Origin of the sequence: Gilvimarinus sp. DA14 (genome assembly GCF_024204685.1) — a bacterium.
In the GTDB taxonomy this organism is placed as follows: Bacteria; Pseudomonadota; Gammaproteobacteria; order Pseudomonadales; family Cellvibrionaceae; genus Gilvimarinus.
Map to the genome: position 1 here is coordinate 88,253 of NZ_CP100350.1, position 18,167 is coordinate 106,419.

14 protein-coding genes are annotated in these 18,167 nt (G+C 53.1%); 9 read left to right on the forward strand and 5 right to left on the reverse strand.

The genetic code is table 11. The features are described 5' to 3' along the window. Positions 1-90: 90 nt before the first annotated feature. Both NHM04_RS00370 and NHM04_RS00375 read left to right on the forward strand, forming a co-directional pair. Positions 91-1,050, forward strand: a complete 960-nt coding sequence (locus tag NHM04_RS00370; RefSeq protein WP_254265077.1) for an AEC family transporter — start codon at positions 91-93, stop codon at positions 1,048-1,050. Between the two features lie 866 nt (positions 1,051-1,916). Beyond that, positions 1,917-3,266, forward strand: coding sequence for a GntP family permease (locus tag NHM04_RS00375; RefSeq protein WP_254265078.1), 1,350 nt, complete (start codon positions 1,917-1,919; stop codon positions 3,264-3,266). 529 nt (positions 3,267-3,795) lie between these two features. Here the strand turns inward: NHM04_RS00375 and NHM04_RS00380 are convergent. From NHM04_RS00380 to NHM04_RS00390, 3 genes are all read right to left on the reverse strand, one after another. Further along, the gene (locus tag NHM04_RS00380) at positions 3,796-4,539 is read right to left on the reverse strand and encodes an SDR family NAD(P)-dependent oxidoreductase (protein ID WP_254265079.1); all 744 of its coding nucleotides are present in this window, start codon (positions 4,537-4,539) and stop codon (positions 3,796-3,798) included. Between the two features lie 28 nt (positions 4,540-4,567). Then, the gene (locus NHM04_RS00385) at positions 4,568-4,909 is read right to left on the reverse strand and encodes a MarR family winged helix-turn-helix transcriptional regulator (RefSeq protein ID WP_254265080.1); all 342 of its coding nucleotides are present in this window, start codon (positions 4,907-4,909) and stop codon (positions 4,568-4,570) included. Between the two features lie 511 nt (positions 4,910-5,420). Then, entirely contained in the window at positions 5,421-7,148 is a 1,728-nt protein-coding gene (locus NHM04_RS00390; protein ID WP_254265081.1) for a glycoside hydrolase family 43 protein, read from the reverse strand. A gap of 194 nt (positions 7,149-7,342) precedes the next feature. Between NHM04_RS00390 and NHM04_RS00395 the strand changes: the two genes are divergently transcribed. From NHM04_RS00395 to NHM04_RS00405, 3 genes are all read left to right on the forward strand, one after another. Beyond that, entirely contained in the window at positions 7,343-8,935 is a 1,593-nt protein-coding gene (locus NHM04_RS00395) for a glycoside hydrolase 43 family protein (protein ID WP_254265082.1), read from the forward strand. A gap of 218 nt (positions 8,936-9,153) precedes the next feature. Beyond that, complete coding sequence (locus tag NHM04_RS00400; RefSeq protein ID WP_254265083.1) at positions 9,154-9,804, forward strand: glutathione S-transferase; 651 nt, start codon at positions 9,154-9,156, stop codon at positions 9,802-9,804. 154 nt (positions 9,805-9,958) lie between these two features. Then, complete coding sequence (locus NHM04_RS00405) at positions 9,959-10,405, forward strand: hypothetical protein (protein WP_254265084.1); 447 nt, start codon at positions 9,959-9,961, stop codon at positions 10,403-10,405. Positions 10,406-10,469: 64 nt separating this feature from the next. Here the strand turns inward: NHM04_RS00405 and NHM04_RS00410 are convergent, their stop codons facing one another. Continuing rightward, positions 10,470-10,841 (reverse strand): glutathione S-transferase N-terminal domain-containing protein, encoded by a 372-nt coding sequence (locus NHM04_RS00410; protein WP_254265085.1) that lies wholly within the window; start codon positions 10,839-10,841, stop codon positions 10,470-10,472. Positions 10,842-10,883: 42 nt separating this feature from the next. After that, positions 10,884-12,089, reverse strand: a complete 1,206-nt coding sequence (locus NHM04_RS00415; protein WP_254265086.1) for an MFS transporter — start codon at positions 12,087-12,089, stop codon at positions 10,884-10,886. 547 nt (positions 12,090-12,636) lie between these two features. On the opposite strand from NHM04_RS00415, the gene NHM04_RS00420 reads away from it, so the two are divergent. From NHM04_RS00420 to NHM04_RS00435, 4 genes are all read left to right on the forward strand, one after another. Beyond that, on the forward strand, positions 12,637-13,731 hold the full coding sequence (locus NHM04_RS00420; RefSeq protein WP_254265087.1) for a mechanosensitive ion channel family protein: 1,095 nt from the start codon (positions 12,637-12,639) through the stop codon (positions 13,729-13,731). A gap of 173 nt (positions 13,732-13,904) precedes the next feature. Then, complete coding sequence (locus NHM04_RS00425) at positions 13,905-15,635, forward strand: diguanylate cyclase (RefSeq protein ID WP_254265088.1); 1,731 nt, start codon at positions 13,905-13,907, stop codon at positions 15,633-15,635. 163 nt (positions 15,636-15,798) lie between these two features. Further along, positions 15,799-17,751: a SpoIIE family protein phosphatase gene (locus NHM04_RS00430; protein WP_254265089.1), complete on the forward strand. Its 1,953-nt coding sequence runs from the start codon at positions 15,799-15,801 to the stop codon at positions 17,749-17,751. 14 nt (positions 17,752-17,765) lie between these two features. Further along, positions 17,766-18,158 carry an ATP-binding protein gene (locus tag NHM04_RS00435; RefSeq protein WP_254265090.1) on the forward strand — a complete coding sequence of 131 codons (393 nt, stop codon included), beginning with the start codon at positions 17,766-17,768 and terminating at the stop codon, positions 18,156-18,158. Positions 18,159-18,167: the final 9 nt, after the last annotated feature.

The window sequence follows — 18,167 nt, forward strand, 5'->3', positions numbered from 1 at the left end:
GGTCAGAGTGGTTTGATCCCTCTCCACCTTGACAAAACCCCGAAAAAAAGCGGAACCTAACAAACCTCTCATACTTTTCTACGAGCCTGCGTGAACGACAGTAATCTACTCTCCACCTTTATCTTTTCGGTATCGGTAAGCACACCTATTTTCCTAATGATTGCCCTGGGCGCGGTATTGCGTCGTGTGGGTCTGATCGACGAAGCGTTTATCAACACCGCTTCACGCTTGGTCTTTTCCGTCGGGTTGCCCGTGTTGTTGTTTTTCAGCAACGCTAGGGCGGATTTTGGTTCGGCTACCGATGGTCGCATTATGATCGCCGTGGTCACCGGTGCTCTGCTCGTTTTTATATTGAGCTTTACCACCGCCGGCTGGTTTGTGCGTGATAAAAAAGACCGAGGGGTTCTTACCCAGGCAGCTTTTCGCGGCAATCTGATTATTATTGGTCTGGCGTACTGCGCGAATGCCTATGGCGAGAAAGGTATCGCTATGGCGGCTTTGCCCTTGGCCGTTACTATCGTGCTGTACAACGTATTATCCGTAGTCGCTCTCAACCGAGACCTGGACGGCGAGCGTGGTTTTCGCGGTGTGTTTGCGGCTATTGCGCGCAATCCTTTGATTATCGGCATTGTCGCCGGGCTGATTTACGGTGCTTGGGGCCCGTCTATTGCTGAGCCCGTGCGGCGCGCGGGGGGCTATCTGGGAGATATGTCTTTGCCGCTGGCGCTGTTGTGCGTCGGCGGGACGCTTAGCATGAAGTCGTTGGGTCAAATGGGTGGCGGCGTACTGGCCGCTAGCTGCTGGAAGCTGTTGGTTTCGCCAGTCATAGCGGTGGCACTGGCGCTGTTATTGGGGCTTAAGGGCGATGCCGTGGGGGTGGTCTTTTTATTGGCGGCCGCACCCACCGCCACAGTAAGCTTTGTGATGGTGCGCGGCATGGGCGGAAATGCCGCCCTTGCGGCGACTATGATTGTGCAAACAACCCTGTTCGGCCTGGTGAGCCTTACCATCGGGCTGTGGCTTGTCGAGGCGTTTGCTCCAGCGCTTTGAAAGAGATTGGGGCCAAGTCTTGAACCGTGAATCCCGGAGACAGTACAGAACGATGAATGTTGACTCAGGAGATTTTCGAGATAAAGCATTAGCGAAGCTTACGATTGGCCACGATTGGGATACCTCGGAAAGTAACGCGCTGTTGAGTGTTCAGAATGTCCAGGGTGAGATAAGTACATTTCGTCTTATCGGTCTTAGGGAGTATTCAATAAACGAAGATTTCACCTGTAAGGCGATATCGCAGTGCAAGCTCATTAATGGTGAATCCGAAGTGTATTTATGCCTCGATCCATACAATGAGGTGGCCGGCATTAGAGGAGGAAGATAATTTTTTCTTTCTGTGTGGCTCTATCGAGCGTGCCGATGACCAATGTTAACAAGTCAATGAAGCAAAGGCTGTCCTTCGGCCAGTCGGGAGGCCCAAAGTTTCACTTTGGGCCTCCCTTATTGAAGGGTTAAATATATCGGGAGCTCAAGCGGAATAAAATGGAATGGCTTTTCTGGGGGATTGGGGTTCCCATCCTGTTTGTTGTAATGGTAATGCTTCATAGCATGGTTCTTGCGATGCATCCGCACAATCGACCAAAGCATACGGCATCAGAACCCAATCCCCGAAAAATCTTGTGGAGCAGTGGGATTTGAGAAAAACTGGCAGACGCTGAAATTGATGAATCCGACGTAGTGCAGGCTCTACAAAATGGCAGCCGATCTGTTCACAAACACGGATACCGGTACAAATACCAGCTCGAGAGCGGCATCGTTATTTTGGTGTACACTGATTCGGCAGGCGCTATAGAAGATGTAGTCTTCTAATCAAATAAAAATATGACAAAAAAACTCGATAAAAATCGGAGATAACAATAACCATGTCCGTCACCTATTTACTCTCTCTGACCGTCGCTAGCATTGGCTTGCTGCTGTTTTTGATTATGGTGCTGCGCCTGCAGGCGTTTGTTGCTCTATTACTGGTGAGCATGATGGTGGCGATTGCCGGTGGTGTGCCTTTACCCGAGGTAGCCAGTACCATTCAGGCGGGTATGGGAAGTACGCTTGGCTATATTGCCATTGTGATTGGCCTTGGGACCATGATTGGGGAGATTTTGCAGGTCTCCGGCGGGGCGCAACAGATTGCCAATACCTTAACCCGCAAGGCGGGTACCGAGCGGGCGCCCTGGGCTTTGATGACGCTGGGACTGATTGTCGCCATTCCGGTGTTTTTTGAGGTGGCGCTGATTCTGTTTATTCCGTTGGTGTACAGTCTGGCCAAACGTACCGGCAAGTCGTTATTGCTGTACGGTTTACCACTGGTGGCGGGTATTGCGGTGGCGCACTCGTTTATACCGCCCACACCCGGCCCGGTGGCGGTGGCCTCGCTGATTGGCGCAGACTTGGGGTGGGTGATACTTATTGGTCTAACGGCGGGCATACCCGCTGCGATTGTGGGCGGTATTGTGTTCGGGCGCTTTATCGGCGGGCGTATTCACGCCCCCTTGCCTGACTTTGCCCAGGCGCACCTAGAGTCACAGGCACAATCCCATCGGCCGCAGCCGGGCTTTGCGTTGGTGCTGAGTATTATCCTGGTGCCGCTCGCCATGATTTTGCTGAACACCGCCTCCAAGGTCTGGTTGGGCGAAGGTCATACCCTGGTGAATGTGATGGCGTTTGTGGGCCACCCCTTTACCGCTCTGCTAACGGCTGCTCTGCTGGCGTTTTATTTTCTGGGTACACGGCTTGGATTCAGCCGCGATGAAGTTCAGCGCGTAGCGACCCGCTCGATGGAGCCGGTGGGAATGATTATTCTGCTGACGGGTGCCGGTGGCGTGTTTGGTAAGGTGTTGATTACCGCCGGCGTGGGCGACGCGTTGGTAGAGGCCATGAGTGGCTCTAACCTGCCGGTGGTGCTCTTTGCTTTTTTGGTGGCCACAGTGGTGCGGGTGTCCCAGGGCTCGGCAACCGTTTCTATGGTAACCGCTGCCGGTTTGATTGCTCCGTTGGTCGACGCCGGCGGCTACTCCGAGCCGGTGGTGGCCTGTGTGGTCATCGCCATTGCCTGTGGGGCGACGGTGTTGTCCCACGTAAACGACTCCGGCTTTTGGCTGGTTAAGCAGTATATGGGCCTGACAGAGAAGCAGACGTTGGCGTCCTGGACGATACTGGAAACCATCTTGGGGCTGGTGGGGCTTGCGGTCGTATTGGTGCTTAGCGCTTTGCTATGATGGACAACGGAGCACGGTATAGTGAGATTAATGGGGGCAGAATTAATGGCGCAGAGCGGCTTGATTCTGAAAGCCACCAAAGCCGTTGTGATAAGACCCGAAAAGAAGACGACGGATATATTTTTACCTGTACAGGTTTCGGGTACAGATACTGTCTTAAATGACAAGTCTTTTCGCACCTTTCTTGTCGTTAAATGGAATGCCGCTCTTTAAGACTCCGTAGATTAACGGGATGAGCTGGCAAAAAAGGTGACAGATTTATTTTTAATGGGATAGCTTGTCGTAGGCAAGTTAGAAAAATAATCTGCCCTTATTTCGGTCAGAAAAATAAATCTTTCCCCATTTTGGACCCGTTTGGCGAGAAATGTATAAGTGGTTAAGTTTTTCAAAAACCAAATCAAGCAGATTTACAGAATTGGATGGCCTGCGTGGATGGTTTCGTTATTTGCAGAAGCCGCAACACCGGAAGCGTATTTTTGGATCAATATGCCCGCCCATGCGGCAGGCATATATGCTTCTGATGCCGAGTTTAGGACATATAGGCGCCGCCGCAGACCGGGTTATAAGTGCCGGTAATGTGGCCGCTGTGCTCGCTTGCAAGGTAGCGTACGGTATTGGCGACATCGCTGGGCGTGGCAATTTTCTGCGTAGGGGTGCTGGTGCGTATAAACTCCTTAAACTCCTGCGGCGCGTCTTTAGTCGCATCGGTTTCTACCAAGCCTGGGGCGACAATATTAGCGGTAATACCGAAAGGGCCAAGCTCTTGCGCCAGATATTTATTAAAGCTGTCCAGCGCACCTTTGGCGGCGCCGTGGGCAATAAAGTTGGGGGCGGGGCTTTCGGATAATGTGCTGGAAATAAACACCAGACGACCGAATTGCTTTTCTTTCATGGCGTTGGCCGCCAACTGAGCGCTTTGATAGGCCGCGTGCATCTCGTCGTTTAATTTTTGCGAAAACTCGTCCCAGCTTTGCTGTAAAAATGGCTTGGGGGTAAAACTCATGTTGGCGTTGGACACCAGGACATCGACGCCGCCATATTGCTCGCTAATCATGGCGAACATTCCTTGCAGTTGTTCATCGTCGCGCACATCCGCCTGTACGGCTACGGCTTGCCCGCCCTCGGCTTTGATTTCATTGGCCAGGTCATCCGCCACCTGGGCGCTGTTGACGTAGTTGATAAAGACCCGGTAGCCGTCTTGGGCCAGTGCTTTTGCGCAGGCGGCCCCAATGCCGCGTGCGCCGCCGGTAATTAACGCGTTACGTGTGTTCATACTAACTCCTAAGATTGAGTATCAGGTATCAGCGATTAAGTTGCCTGAGGTTGCCGATTACCTTGTCCAGTTGGGTTAAGCCTGTGGATAGCTCGGCGGGGGTGAGGCCTTGCTGGGCGTCGTTTAACACGCCGCTTGCTATGGCGTAACAGCGCTCCGCTATACCGACAGCCTGCTTACTTAAGCTAATGTGCTTTTGCCGCGCGTCCTTGTCGTCTTTTTTAATGACAATCCACCCGCGCTTTTCCAGCCCGCTAACGGATCGGCTGACGGTGGACTTTTCCAGATACAGCTGTTCACCAATCTGACCCTGAGTGAGAGCCTCGTTATGCAGCAGCAGGAGCACTACACCCCATTGTTCTGCTGTCATATCAATTCCGGCTTCACTAAACCGACGAGTTAACAGGTTGTTGAACAGTCGACCCGCTAAACCGGTTAGGTGTCCGAGTGATTGGCTGTGGCTGTATTGATGCATGGCAAGATCAAAGTTCAATAAAGGTTGTATATGCAACTATATGGCTTGACGTTATAGAAATCAAGGGCTGAGGGTGGGACGTAGCAGTAGAAGCATCATGCAGGGAATTGCCTTGGAATAATTCTAGACACAGGGACATCGGGGGGCGGTCTTTCGTGGCAACCGGATTATTATCGGTCTAGCGTACTGCGCGAATGCCTATGGAGAAAAGGGAGTCGCTATGGCGGCTCTGCCCTTAGCCGTCACTTTCTTGAGTCGGTGGGAACGGGTTAAGAACTCAGCCTGTGTATGGCTGGAGTTGCGAAGTAGTTGTATGCATGCCTTGTATATCAAAAAACTGAAGCCGCAAGTTCTGCATTGAAAACCCTTTGCCGCCAGAAAGACGGCAAAGGTATCGCGACTGCTTTTACTCAGTGCAGTAAGGCCCAATCAAAGTCCCCACAAACCCACCAGCTACATTCGTGCTGAGGTTGGTGGCATCCACGCCTTCCGCGAGGGTGTGTTTGGTGCCGTCTACCTCGTAGCTTGCCTGCATTTGTCCGGCGTTGAATGCCAGGGTCAGCTCTACGGGCGCTGAGCTTTCGAGCGGTTGGGCGCTGATCAATTCACCTTCGGTAGAGCCCTCGTGGCGGTACAGGGCAACCTGTTTTTGGCCATCGAGTTGAGTGACGCCCAAAAACATCAGGTGGGTATCACTTTGCACAGCGGCCAGGCCTGCCATGTCGCCTTCGGCGGTCGGGTCGAAGGTAACGGTGGTGGAGACGTCGGCAATATGGTGTTGCTGGCGGCGCCCGATAAAGGACGGAACCGCATCTAGGTTGCCCAGTCCACCGCGGCACGTCAGGTTGAGCGCGCCATTTTCCACTTGGTAAAAGTCTTCGCTCGGGTTGCGCAGGCCCATCCACGATAACGACAGGCTGTCGCCATCAAAGCTGTCGGTGTAGCCAAAGTTGCCGGCGGTGGGCAGTTCGGCGGGCGGCTGTTCGGGTAGGGCGGGTTTATCTATGGCAAACGGAATGCGCTCGCCCTGGGGCAGAATGTAGGGCCAGTCGTCTTTCCAGGTAACCGGCAGCAGAAAGGTCTCGCGGCCGATGTTGAACATGTCGTTGTCGTAGGGGCGAATGGCAAGGAAAGTGGCCCACCAGTCGCCGTTGGGCAGTTGCACAAACTTGGCGTGTCCGGCGGCGATGATCGAGTCTTCGCGTTCCCACTCTAAATCGCGTTGGGTGAGTATGGGGTTGTGGTCCGCGGGCGTGTAGGGGCCCCAAACGTTATCGGCGCGGAATATGGTTTGCGAGTGGTGGACGCTGGTGCCGCCTTCGGCGGCGGTAATGTAGTAGTAGCCATTGCGCTTGATAATGTGCGGCCCTTCAATCCAGACCGGTTCCTCGGTGATATCCACACCGCCGTTAATCAGCTGCTTGCGCTCGCCCACCATTTTCAGGTTCTGCCAGTCAAATTCCTGAATCCAGATGGCCCGGTGGCCGTCGTAGCGGGGCTCTTCATTGGGGGCGCCATTGTTGAGAATATAGGCTTTGCCATCGTCGGCCCAGTAAATGGATGGGTCAATGCCCTCAAAACCCAACCAGTGGGGGTCAGACCAGGGGCCGGTGGGACTATCGGCGGTCATTACAAAGTTGCCGTCGCAATCCACACAGGTGGAGGTCAGGTAATAGGTTCCCTGGTGATAGGAAAGGTCGGGCGCGAAAATGCCGCGAGAAACGTTCAAACCTGTAAAGTCGAACTGGTCCGGGCGGTCAATGGCATTGGCAATCTGCGTCCAGTTGACCAAGTCTTTCGAGTGGTAAATAGGCAGGCCCGGATAGTGAGTAAATGATGAGGTCACTACATAGTAGTCGTCGCCCACGCGTGCCACGGTGGGGTCGGGGGCATAGCCCGAGATAATCGGGTTGCGAAATTCGCCATCGCCCACGGTAACTTCTTCTTGCGATTCACCCTGATAAGTATATTGGCTGAACTTGGCTACTTTATCGGCCGAGGGGGCCTTGGCCACAGGTGCGGGGCTATTTTGAGTGGTGGCCTTCTCGCTGAGTTGAGCCGGGTCGGTGCTGTTATCACAGCCGGCTAAAGCGCCAACCAGCGCCAGGGTGCATAAGGCGGTCAGTCTTCTCATTAGGTTTGTCCTCATTATTGTCGTTTAAGTTGTTCTATGGGGGATGAAAATATATTATGTTTTTTTTCATATTGTATTATTAACTATAAGTCTTTTGGGGAAATCACTCAAAACCATGCCGAAGTTCTTTCGCCGCTCCCGTTGCACGGCCCGAACTTCAGCTCACAATAAAAACCGTAAAATGAAGGACAAATATGATGCTGCGACTAGGACTAGTGACAGCGCTTTGGGCGCTACTCGGATGCAGTAGCCAGGCCGACTCGCCCGCAAATTCAGAGGCACAAAATGGGGCTCGCAATCCGCTGATTTGGGCTGATGTGCCTGACCCGGCGGTAATCCGGGTGGATGATACCTACTACATGAGTAGCACCACCATGCACATGAATCCTGGGTTGCCGCTTATGAAGTCTTCGAATTTGGTGGATTGGAATCTTCTTGGTTACGTCTACGACAGCCTGGCCGCCGACAATGCCTCTACGTTGAGCGGGGGCGAGCAGGCCTACGGCCGAGGGTCTTGGGCGAGCAGTTTGCGTTACCACAATGGCCGTTTTTACGTGAGCACTTTTGCCAATCACACGAGTAAAACCTATATCTTTTCCAGCGATGATATCGAGAGCGGCGAATGGCAACGCGCGGAAATAGACCAGTTGTTTCACGACGCCTCGCTGGTGTTTGATCAGGGGCGGGCTTTTCTACTTTACGGCAACGATGATATTCATTTGGTTGAGTTGACCGCAGATGCCAGCGCGATCAAGCCCGGCGGTTTACGGACCACGGTGATCGAGAAAGCCTCGTCCATTGCCGGAGAAGAGTTTTGGGTACCGGCAGAAGGGGCCCAGGTGAGTAAGCGCAATGGCTACTACTACATCAACTTAATCAGCTGGCCTGCTAATGGCATGCGCACCCAGTTGGTGTATCGCGCTAAACAGCTAACAGGGCCTTACGAGGGCAGAGTGGTGTTGCAGGATCGTGGTATTGCCCAGGGGGGCTTGATCGATACTCCCGAGGGCGACTGGTACGCCTTTTTATTTCGCGATTTCGGCGCGGTGGGGCGCATTCCATACTTAGTGCCGGTGCGCTGGCAAAACGATTGGCCCGTATACGGAGTGGACGGCAAGGTGCCCGAGGCGCTGAGTATTACCTCGCAGCAGTCGGGGCTGGGTAATCTTGTGGCTTCAGATGATTTTGACTATCCGGAAATCAATTCTGAGGCCGGAGCACTCAAGCTCGCCTGGCAGTGGAATCATAACCCCGATTCCCGCGGTTGGTCGGTAACTGAGCGGCCCGGCTACTTGAGCTTAACCAACCAGCGCACCGATAAAGGATTGCTGGATACCCGTAACACTCTGACTCAGCGAATGTATGGTCCCGAAGCTCGGGCCACGGTTGCCCTCGATACCGCCAATTTACGGCCGGGCGATGTGGCGGGGCTTGCCGCCTTGCAAGCCCAATACGGTTTTGTCGGAGTTGAAAAAAGTGAAACAGGCACCTCTTTAATTATGGTGTTGGGTCAATCAGAAGACGACGAGGTGAGCGAAACGGTGGCCGCGCGAATCGCCTTGCCTCAGTCGCGAGTGTACCTGCAGATAAAGACCGATTTTAAAAGCCAGCGCGATACCGCCACATTTTGGTACAGCCTGGATGGCACGAACTGGAAGGCCATTGGCACAGAGTTGAAAATGAAATACACACTGCCGCATTTTATGGGTTACCGCTTTGCGCTGTTTAATTACGCCACCCAAACACCGGGTGGGCGTGCGGACTTTGATTTTTATCGATTGCAATAATGCAGCAGCGGCATCGGCAATTTACACAGTGCTCATTCGCTGCGTGAAGTTCACAACAGATCTCACAAACCCATCGGCGCTGAGGTCGGTGGTATCTGTGCCTTAGGCGAAGGTTTGCCGAGGTCTCTTATGGCGGCAGGCATTATGATGCGGTGGTGTGCTTGACACCGCCACGGCGATCCACGACCCTAGCGCCAAATTCTCCAAGCCTGGAACCCATGACCGAGCAGCTGCCCATTCTATATTCCTTTCGTCGCTGCCCGTACGCTATACGCGCCCGCCTAGGGCTGCTATTTGCCGGCCTGCAAGTCGAGCTGCGTGAGGTGGTGTTGAAGGATAAACCGCCGCAGATGCTCGCTATTAGCCCTAAGGCCACGGTGCCGGTATTGCAGTTGCCCAACGCCAGGGTGATTGATGAAAGCCTTGATATTTTACTCTGGGCTATACGGCAGAATGACCCAGACGGAGTACTTGATTCCGAGCATTATTCTCAAGCCAAGGATCTTCTTAACCAGAATGATACTGAGTTTAAGTACTGGCTGGATCGCTATAAGTATTTCGAGCGCTACCCGGCTATGACCCAAACCCAATATCGCCAACGCGGTGAAGCGTTTTTGCAAACGCTGGAGCAGCTGCTGGACAAAAACACCTACCTGCTAGGCGCTAGCCCCAGTACTGCCGATATCGGCATAATGCCCTTTGTACGTCAGTTTGCCCATGTGGATCGCGATGTATTTTACCGCCTGCCTTATCCGTGCGTGCAGCAGTGGCTAAAAGGATGGCTGGAGCATCCAGTCTTTGTTCAGTCCATGAAGAAATATCAGCCGTGGCAGGATGGAGATACCCCGGTTATTTTTCCTGCGCAATAGTGTCGCCGCCACATCTCTTAGCGAATCTGTTGTTAAAAAAGTACTTTTTTAATGGTAAGGGTAATTTGCAAGGGCCTTTGTCATAGTCAAGCGCTTTTTTTAACTCTAGGTTTTGTAGTATCTTGCTGTGATGTTTGCAGGGAGATAAGCCAAAATGCGTTCGCGATTTATTCGTACTGTTTCCACAATTCACCGTCCTATTGTCGATAGCGGTAAAGAGGTTGGTGCTCAATACTCTTTATGTTCTCGGGATTTGATCGCACTGTTGGTGAAAGACAGTGCAGGCTTTCGCGTGTGTTCGCTTGACGGAATCAATGGCCATGCGGTCTTTGATGGCGACTGGCAGGCATTTTGTGACAGCTTTGCGGGTGAATTTATTAATATTCAAATGGTCACCGAAGACGGTAAAAAAATAGAAGCCGCGGTACGAATAACGGACATTGTTCGGGTGGTGCTGATTGAAGACGATTCCTGCGCGACCTTGCATTTGCGAGGTGAATTAGCTTGTTCGGGTATGTACGGTATTTTACCGGGGCGGCCCAGCCAGGTTCGTATTACCCCCGAGTCATATTATTATATCCAGTCAGAGCTTGCCGATTGACCCCGCAATAGTGTTGTTTTTAGGGCCGCTGTAGTTCCAGGCGGCCCGAGTCTTACCAGCATTACTAGCCGAATCGAGTTTCCAGATAGTGAATAATATCGGCTGATTCGTACATCCAAGTGGTCGTGCCATTTTCATCAATGCGCAAACACGGCACTTTTACCCGGCCGCCGCCTTGGGTTAATTCGGTTCTGTAGCTACTGCCCTGCTGCGCATTGCGTTTTTCCATAGGCAGGTTTAAGCGGTGCAGAGCGCGGCGGGTTTTGATGCAAAACGGACAGGCAAAAAACTGGTACAGAGCAAAGTTTTGCAGCTCTTTTTCTACCTCAGCCTGAGCTTCAGGCGTGCGTTTCAGTTTACCCGGCAGGGTAATCCAACTGATAAACGCAATGATACTGCCCAGACCTTCTCGTAGTAGTTTCACCAATAATTTCATAGTAATCCTGTTTGTAAGTGTTTGACTTGCACGCGCCTTAATTCATTCGGATGAGTGGCTCGCCTGGCTTTCCAGTACATAGCGGCGGCGCCCGGCGCCCAGGCCCGCTGCAATGGCAACGGCGCCTATGGCTCCGAGAAAAACGCCGGTCACTTTCCAGCCGTGAAAAATGTCGTGCAGTATACCCGTTAACAGCGGGCCAAAGGCGGCCAGAGTGTAACCCACTCCTTGCGCCATTCCCGATAGCCGCGCAGCGATAATCGGGGTGCGCGCACGCAGGGCGAGCAGAGTAAGGCCCATGGCAAAGGTGCCACCCTGTCCCAGTCCCAAAATAACGGCCCACAGCCATAGGGTCTCCACCGGGGCATAAATACAGCCACCCAAGCCCAGCAGGGTGAGGCTCATAACCACCACTACCATAAAGCGCTCATCTCGCATCCGGCTGGCAAGCCAGGGGGCGGCAATTGCGGTAACTATCTGACTCAGAATTGAGGCGGACAATGCCAGCCCGGCCTCCACGGCGCTTAAGCCGCGATCTTGCAAAATGCTGGGAAGCCAGCCGAATACGGCGTAGGCCAGGGATGATTGCAGCCCCATATATAGGGTCACTTGCCAAGCGAGAGGGTCTTTAAGTAATGATGCTGTGGGCTGTTTGCGAGTTGCAGGCTTGTGCTGCTCGCCCAACTGACGCCACCAAGCCAGGGCGGCGATGGCGGCTGGCAGCAGCCAAAATGCCAGCGCGGGCGACCAGCTTTCGTTCATCGCAATGCGCAGAGGTTCGGTGGCCCCGGCCGCCAGTGCTGCCCCGAGGCACATTACCGCTGTATAAAGCCCGGTCATTAAGCTGGTGTGTTTAGGAAAGTCGCGCTTGACGATGCCAGGTAGCAAAACCCCCATAACGCCAATGCAGCCACCGGCAAACGCGGTGCCAGCGAAAAGTCCCACCGTACCGCTATAGGGTCGGATGGCGAGAGCCACCGCCAGCAAGATTACCGCGACCAGCACTGTGCGCTCCATGCCGATACGCCGCGCCGCCATGGGTGCGAGCGGTGCGCTCAAGCCCAAACAGGCAACTGGTACGGTGGTTAGCAGCCCCAAGCCTGCCGGTGATAACGCCAGCGCCTCGCCGATGGAGCGCAGTACTGGCGAAACGCTGGTGAGTGCCGGGCGCAGATTTAGCGCAACCAACAGTACGCCCAGCAAGGTGAGCAGACTGTGACGCACGAGGGTAGGTGAGGTGGTTGCCATAACAAAATGCCTGTGAGTGCAAGCGCGAGCAGTGACGGTGTTGGGCGCGCAGTATATCGGCCTTGTATAGCGGCACAATCAGTTTTGCGAATCTTTAGCGGTGCCGCCGTTTTATCCCGCGCAGCAGCGGCTGTCCAGGCAAACGCCACGGAATGGAAATTGCTGCGCTTGACTGGAGCCTCCGATTAAGTCCTCAGTGGCCTCTGGCTTACAGAGCTTTTCGAGATCAAGCGTCGAACTGAAAGCGGGCTGGCGGCCCGGTTAGGTGAGCCAACACAGAGATCGGACAGTTTGGTAAGCCCCAAAGGGCGTGGCCAAAACGTCCATCCGCTGTGTTGCCTACACGGATATAGGTTAGAACCGTGAGCAGGACGCGAAAGGCTTGCACTGCTTGCCAAGGACGATGGCCATTGCCTACGAAGCGCGCCAAGGGCAAGGGATTGCCCGAAAGGCAGGAGCATTTATCGGCAGGAGTGAACGTTTTGACTCGCTCAGAGGCCGCTGAGTACCTAATCGGAGGCTCCTTAGACCCAAGGGGATCAAAGTCATGACCAATATCGATTTTTCCGAGCTAGGCATTTCGCCTGCGGCGCTGGCGGTGTGCGTCTGTTTGCTGTCCACGGGGCTGATGCTGTTGCTTAAACGCCTCATTCTGGGGCGCTTGTCCAGTGTGATCCACCGAACTGGCTATGTTTTTGACTCGGTATTGATTCGCGCGCTAGGGCTGCCCCTGACGCTGGTCATTTTGGTGGTGAACATTCAGATCCTAAAGTTTTTGTTCACCTACTGGGGAGTGGATGCCCAGAGCTATTCTCAACCTATAGCACTGGGGTCAAAAATATTACTCATTCTCGCGCTGGTAGCGTTTATCGATCGGCTTTGTATGGGGATGATTGGCGGCTACGCCGATAGGTCGGAGGGGCTTCGCAACAGTAAAAGCATCATGCAGGGCATTGCCCGTGGGGCAATTCTCGGTGTGGGCGTATTGGTGCTTTTGGGCACCTTGGGGATAGCCATCACCCCCGTAATAGCGTCACTGGGCATTACGTCACTGGCCGTTGCGCTGGCGCTGCAGCCAACCCTAGAAAATTTCTTCTCTGGCGTTCAGCTGGTAATGGATAAACCAATTCGGGTGGGGGATTTTATCGAGTTGGATTCTGGAGAGCAGGGGTTTGTAGAGAAAATTGGCTGGCGCTCTACCTGGATTAAGATGCTGCCGAATAATGTTGTGATTATGCCTAACAGCGTGCTGTCTGAGTCGAAGATAATTAACTATTACTACCCGGAACCCGAGCTATCGGTGCCGGTAGAGGTGGGGGTGCACTATGACTCGGATTTAGAGCGGGTCGAGCAAATCACCCTTGACGTTGCACGGCAAGTATTAAAAGACCATGAGTGGGGCGTTACTGAATACAACACCTTCGTGGTATACCACACCTTTGATAGCTCAAGTATCAACTTCACTGTAATGCTGCGGGCCAAGGAGTATTTTAATCGGTTTTGGGTCAAGTCGGCGTTTATTAAAGCGCTACACAGGCGTTATCGGGAGGAGGGAATTGTCATTCCCTATCCAATTCGCGCGTTAAATACCGACCAGGAAGGCGCCAGGTTCGGGCATTCGTCAGAACCAGCGGCAGATTGATTGTTCGCCCCGAACTCTGCCAAAAGCCGCTTGTATGGCGCGTAAAATCGCGCAATACTCTGACAGAGCCCGGCTCGATAAGGCGTTGTTTTACTCAGGCTAGGGATTTTCAGCCACCGGTTGCCGATTTTGGATGATCACACGCGATGCGACACTGCTGCACTTATAAATACATGCTATGTCGGCTTTTTTTGCTGGTTTTCCTGGCGGCACTGAGCCAGGGTGGCATAGCCCAGCCAGTGTTATTGAGTGAGCTAAAAGGCCAGGATCTTTACAGCGTGTTTAACAAGCAGGCCTTGCAGTATGCTCCTGGCGCTGACTTGGACAACCCCGACGCTTACCAACCCAGTGAGCACAGTCAATTGAGTTACTGGGGCGGTGCCTATCGGATTCAGTTTGCGGCTATAAATGATTTGGGCACAGATGCCATAGTGCTCGAGCCGGGCGGCAGCATTGTCGAGCGTATTTTGTTGCGAGTCGAAGCCGACGATAGCGTCTCGGTTCAGCGCCAGGGCGAGAGATACGCCAACGCCTATCCTTTTAGTTATGGGTTTTATGTACATTGGCCTGCGGGAGAACAGCGCCGGTTAACAGTTATATTGCAAAGCGATTACCTATACGCGCCTATGCGCCTGTGGGTAAGTGAGCAGGAGAATTATCAGGCATTATCGCGGCTGGAGCTGGCGGTGCAGTGGCTGTGTTTAGGGGCGGGTCTTGCACTTAGCATCCACAACCTGATTATTTTCTTTGCCAGCCGCCGCGCGATGCATTTTTATTACGCCATGTTCGCTGCATCTTGGGTGTTTGGGTGGGCGCAGGTGTTACAGGTTCCCAAAGAGATATTTGCTTGGCAGTCGCCCAGCTTGCACTGGCCGGGGTTTTTACTGCTGCCTATTACCAGTGTGCTTTTTTACAGTGACTTTCTGGATTTAAAACATCACCTTCCCAGGCTTTATCGCGCTTCAATGGGCAATGGCATCGCCAGCGTATTATCCATACCTATCGCTATGGTGTGGCCTGGCAGTGGGGTCGTGTTTGCCAGTGTTTTTACCGCGATTATGATGGCTTTGGCTCTTGCGGCGGGTATTGTACGTCTGCGTTCGGGATTTAAGCCTGCGCGTTACTTCTTGCTGGCTTACATAATGTTGTTGGTGCCGAATCTAATTTCCAATCTGGTTAATTTAGGCGTTATCAGTCCACCGCCTTTTAATGTGTATTTGTTCGGCTTGGTGGGCACTGCATTGGATGCGCTGTTGTTGGCATTCGCTATGGCTTACACCTTGCAACTTATTAACCAGGAAAATATTCGTTTAAAGAACAACCTGGGCGGCATAGTTGCCGAGCGCACAGAGGCGTTAGAAAAAGCGCAGCACGAGTTGCAAAAGCGAAACGCCGAGCTTAAGTCCATGGCTTATACGGACCCTCTGACGCGACTGTTGAATCGTCGCTCTTTTGAACAGAGCCTGCAGCAAGAGGCTGAGCGCAGTGCACGCCAGCATACAGGGTTTAGTTTACTTATGATTGACCTGGATTTTTTCAAAAAAATTAATGATCAGTTTGGCCATAAAGTGGGCGATGACTGCCTGATAATGGTGGCAGATCTACTGAGAAATAACGTACGCGCTATAGATGTGGTTAGCCGTTTGGGCGGAGAGGAGTTTTGTGTGCTTATGCCGGCTACCGATGTTGCTGAGGCCAGGCATTTGGCGCATCGAATTGGCGAGAAGCTGGCAGCTACACCAATACCTGAGTGCGACGGTAAGCGTTTAACCTGCAGTATCGGCATAGCCTATTCAACCGACTTTCCGGCCGGGTCCGATTTGCTTGAAAAAGCAGACAGCGCTTTGTACCAGGCTAAAGCGGAAGGTCGCAATAAGGTGGTGGTTAGTGCTGGGGCCTGTTAAACCTCTTTAGATACTATGAATGTTTTGGCAAAAAATAACTGCCGCCGCATGCTCCGTCACAAAATTAACATTACGCTATCTCTGCAGCTCAGGCACGCTGTTTTTTAGTCAGAGGCTATGTCATAGTTTTAACACCGTCCGCAGTGACTGAGGATACAACTGAGTGAAAGGAAATCGAAAAGGCTTGTCAATTCGCGGCAAAATAGCTTTGGTAAGCTTAGTTGTTGTCACTGTGGTCTGGTTGCTATTGGCTGCTTTAAGCTATGTGGCTACAAGTTCCATGCTTAAGGTTGTGAGTAACAGCCTGTTTTCTTCCGCCGCCCGGGAAATAACCTCAGATGTAGAGTCAACTTATCAGCCTGTCACGCAGATGACTTTGTTGCTGGCCGATAGTCGCCTAGCCGCCGGCGAGAGTTTTCAGGAGCACTTGCAGAGCTTGCCTCTAGTAGTGGATTTATTGCGCGAGCATACGCAAGCGGTGGCCATAATGGTCGGCTTTGCCAATGGGGATTATTTTAGTGTGCGGCAGCTGCGCGCGCCGTCGGTTCGCGAGCGTATGCAGGCTCCAACAGCCGCCGCGTTTTCAGTGGATTTTATGTTGGGTGATAGGCGTCGGCCGCCACTGCGGCAATTTTACGATCAGAATTTAGGCCTCATTGGCGAGGTAAATATTGACGATACCGGCTTCGACCCCAGACAGAGGCCCTGGTATATAGAGTCTGTGGCCAGTGCCGCGCCAATAACCACGCCACCGTATTTTTTCTATTTTTTGCGCACTATGGGGGTGACCGTGGCGCAGCAGGCGCGGGGCTCTGCTGCGGTTGTCGCTACTGATATAGCGCTTACCGATGTGACTCGCTACCTCGCGCGCCAGCGGGTAACTCCGGGCACCGAGCTTTTACTGCATCAGGACGGTGAAGTTATCGCCGCCACGGTTGAGTTGCCCGACTCACGTTCAGCAGATACGCAACAATTATTGGCGAATATTAACGTGGCGCCGTTCAGCGGTTTACGCCTAGGTAAAAAAGCCGAGGGTTGGCTGGTTCATCGCCAGAGAATACCTCTGGGGGCGGGTGCGGATATGGAGCTGGTTATTGCCGTTCCTGAGGTCGAGCTGCTGGCTGATTTCAGGGCGCTTCGCGATCAGGTGCTGTTGGTTTCATTGGTTCTGTTAATTTTATTGGTGCCTTTGGTGTGGTGGCTGGCAAGTGGTATTACCCGGCCTATTCGCGAGCTTTATGCGGCAATCGCCGAGGCCGATGAAACTGGTACAAAACTCGAATTGCCGCCGGCGCGCAGCAATGATGAGGTGGGGGCCTTGAATACCGCTTTGCACCATTATATTGACGATCTAGCTCAGGCTACCGCGGCGCGGCAGAAGCTTGAAAGCGAACTGGATATTGCGCGAAGAATTCAAATGGATCTGGTGCCCGGCGGTGGCGAGTTAACGGTCAGCGTGGGGGGTGACAGCCTCTATGCCTGCTTGAAGCCTGCCCGCGCCGTCGGTGGCGATTTATACGAAATGCTAGCTCTGCAAGACGGCCGCTATTTTATAGCCGTAGGCGATGTCTCCGATAAAGGCATGCCGGCGGCGCTGTTTATGTCGCGGGCTGTAGCCTTGGCAAAAATGCTGGCGCCACGGGCAGCATCTCCAGCGGTGTTGTTATCCGAGCTAAATCACGAACTTGTAAAAGGTAATGACTCGTGCATGTTCATTACGCTTTTCTGTGGCTTTTACTCGCCTGCTACAGGCGAGCTGGTATTTGCCAGCGCGGGACACAATCCTCCTGTTATTATTCGCGGTGCTCAGGCGGAGTTTGTTAGCCTGGACTCAGGAGCTGCGATCGGCGTTTTTGATGGCGGCGACTATCATAATCAGAGCTTGGTGCTCGGCTCTGGCGAGCAGTTGTGTGTTTACACCGACGGCATCACCGAGGCGTTTAATGCCAATAAAGAAGAATTCTCGGAAGAGCGATTAATTAGCACGCTAATTGAAGAGGGGGCGGAAAGTTCGGTGCGTACGCGCGGAGAGCACATTTTAGCCGCCGTTCACGCTTTTGCCGCAGGCGCCGTCCAGTCCGACGACATCACGTTAATGATCTTGGGTAGGGACTAGTGCCACAGACTTTGTTGCAATATCGACTATACAGGCCCCGCGAGCTGGATGACCTCTCTGCTCGGCTCGCAGCGCTGGTAGAGGCTGGTGAGCTACCCGAGGCACTGGTTTCGGACATTATGGTTATTGTCGATGAGCTATTGAGTAACTTGCTTAAATACGGCGGCGGTAGCTTTTTGAATATCGAGTTGCAACGCGAAAACGAGACTATTGAGTTGCTGTGCCGCGATGATGGCAGCCCCTTTAACCCCCTGAAAAACGAACGCCCGAATCTTGATTTACCGATTGAGCAGCGCGAAATAGGCGGCCTGGGAATAGAGCTGATACTGACGTTGACCGCCCGGCAACACTATTGGCGGGAAAGAGAATACAATAGATTGTTACTAACTCTGCCTATACCGCAGTAAATTGGGTAA

Coding starts and splice junctions, on each gene's coding strand:
- NHM04_RS00375 (WP_254265078.1), top strand. CDS start 1,917: ATGTCCGTCACCTATTTACTCTCTCTGACCGTCGCTAGCATTGGCTTG.
- NHM04_RS00380 (WP_254265079.1), bottom strand. CDS start 4,539: ATGAACACACGTAACGCGTTAATTACCGGCGGCGCACGCGGCATTGGG.
- NHM04_RS00385 (WP_254265080.1), bottom strand. CDS start 4,909: ATGACAGCAGAACAATGGGGTGTAGTGCTCCTGCTGCTGCATAACGAG.
- NHM04_RS00390 (WP_254265081.1), bottom strand. CDS start 7,148: ATGAGAAGACTGACCGCCTTATGCACCCTGGCGCTGGTTGGCGCTTTA.
- NHM04_RS00395 (WP_254265082.1), top strand. CDS start 7,343: ATGATGCTGCGACTAGGACTAGTGACAGCGCTTTGGGCGCTACTCGGA.
- NHM04_RS00400 (WP_254265083.1), top strand. CDS start 9,154: ATGACCGAGCAGCTGCCCATTCTATATTCCTTTCGTCGCTGCCCGTAC.
- NHM04_RS00405 (WP_254265084.1), top strand. CDS start 9,959: ATGCGTTCGCGATTTATTCGTACTGTTTCCACAATTCACCGTCCTATT.
- NHM04_RS00410 (WP_254265085.1), bottom strand. CDS start 10,841: ATGAAATTATTGGTGAAACTACTACGAGAAGGTCTGGGCAGTATCATT.
- NHM04_RS00415 (WP_254265086.1), bottom strand. CDS start 12,089: ATGGCAACCACCTCACCTACCCTCGTGCGTCACAGTCTGCTCACCTTG.
- NHM04_RS00420 (WP_254265087.1), top strand. CDS start 12,637: ATGACCAATATCGATTTTTCCGAGCTAGGCATTTCGCCTGCGGCGCTG.
- NHM04_RS00425 (WP_254265088.1), top strand. CDS start 13,905: ATGCTATGTCGGCTTTTTTTGCTGGTTTTCCTGGCGGCACTGAGCCAG.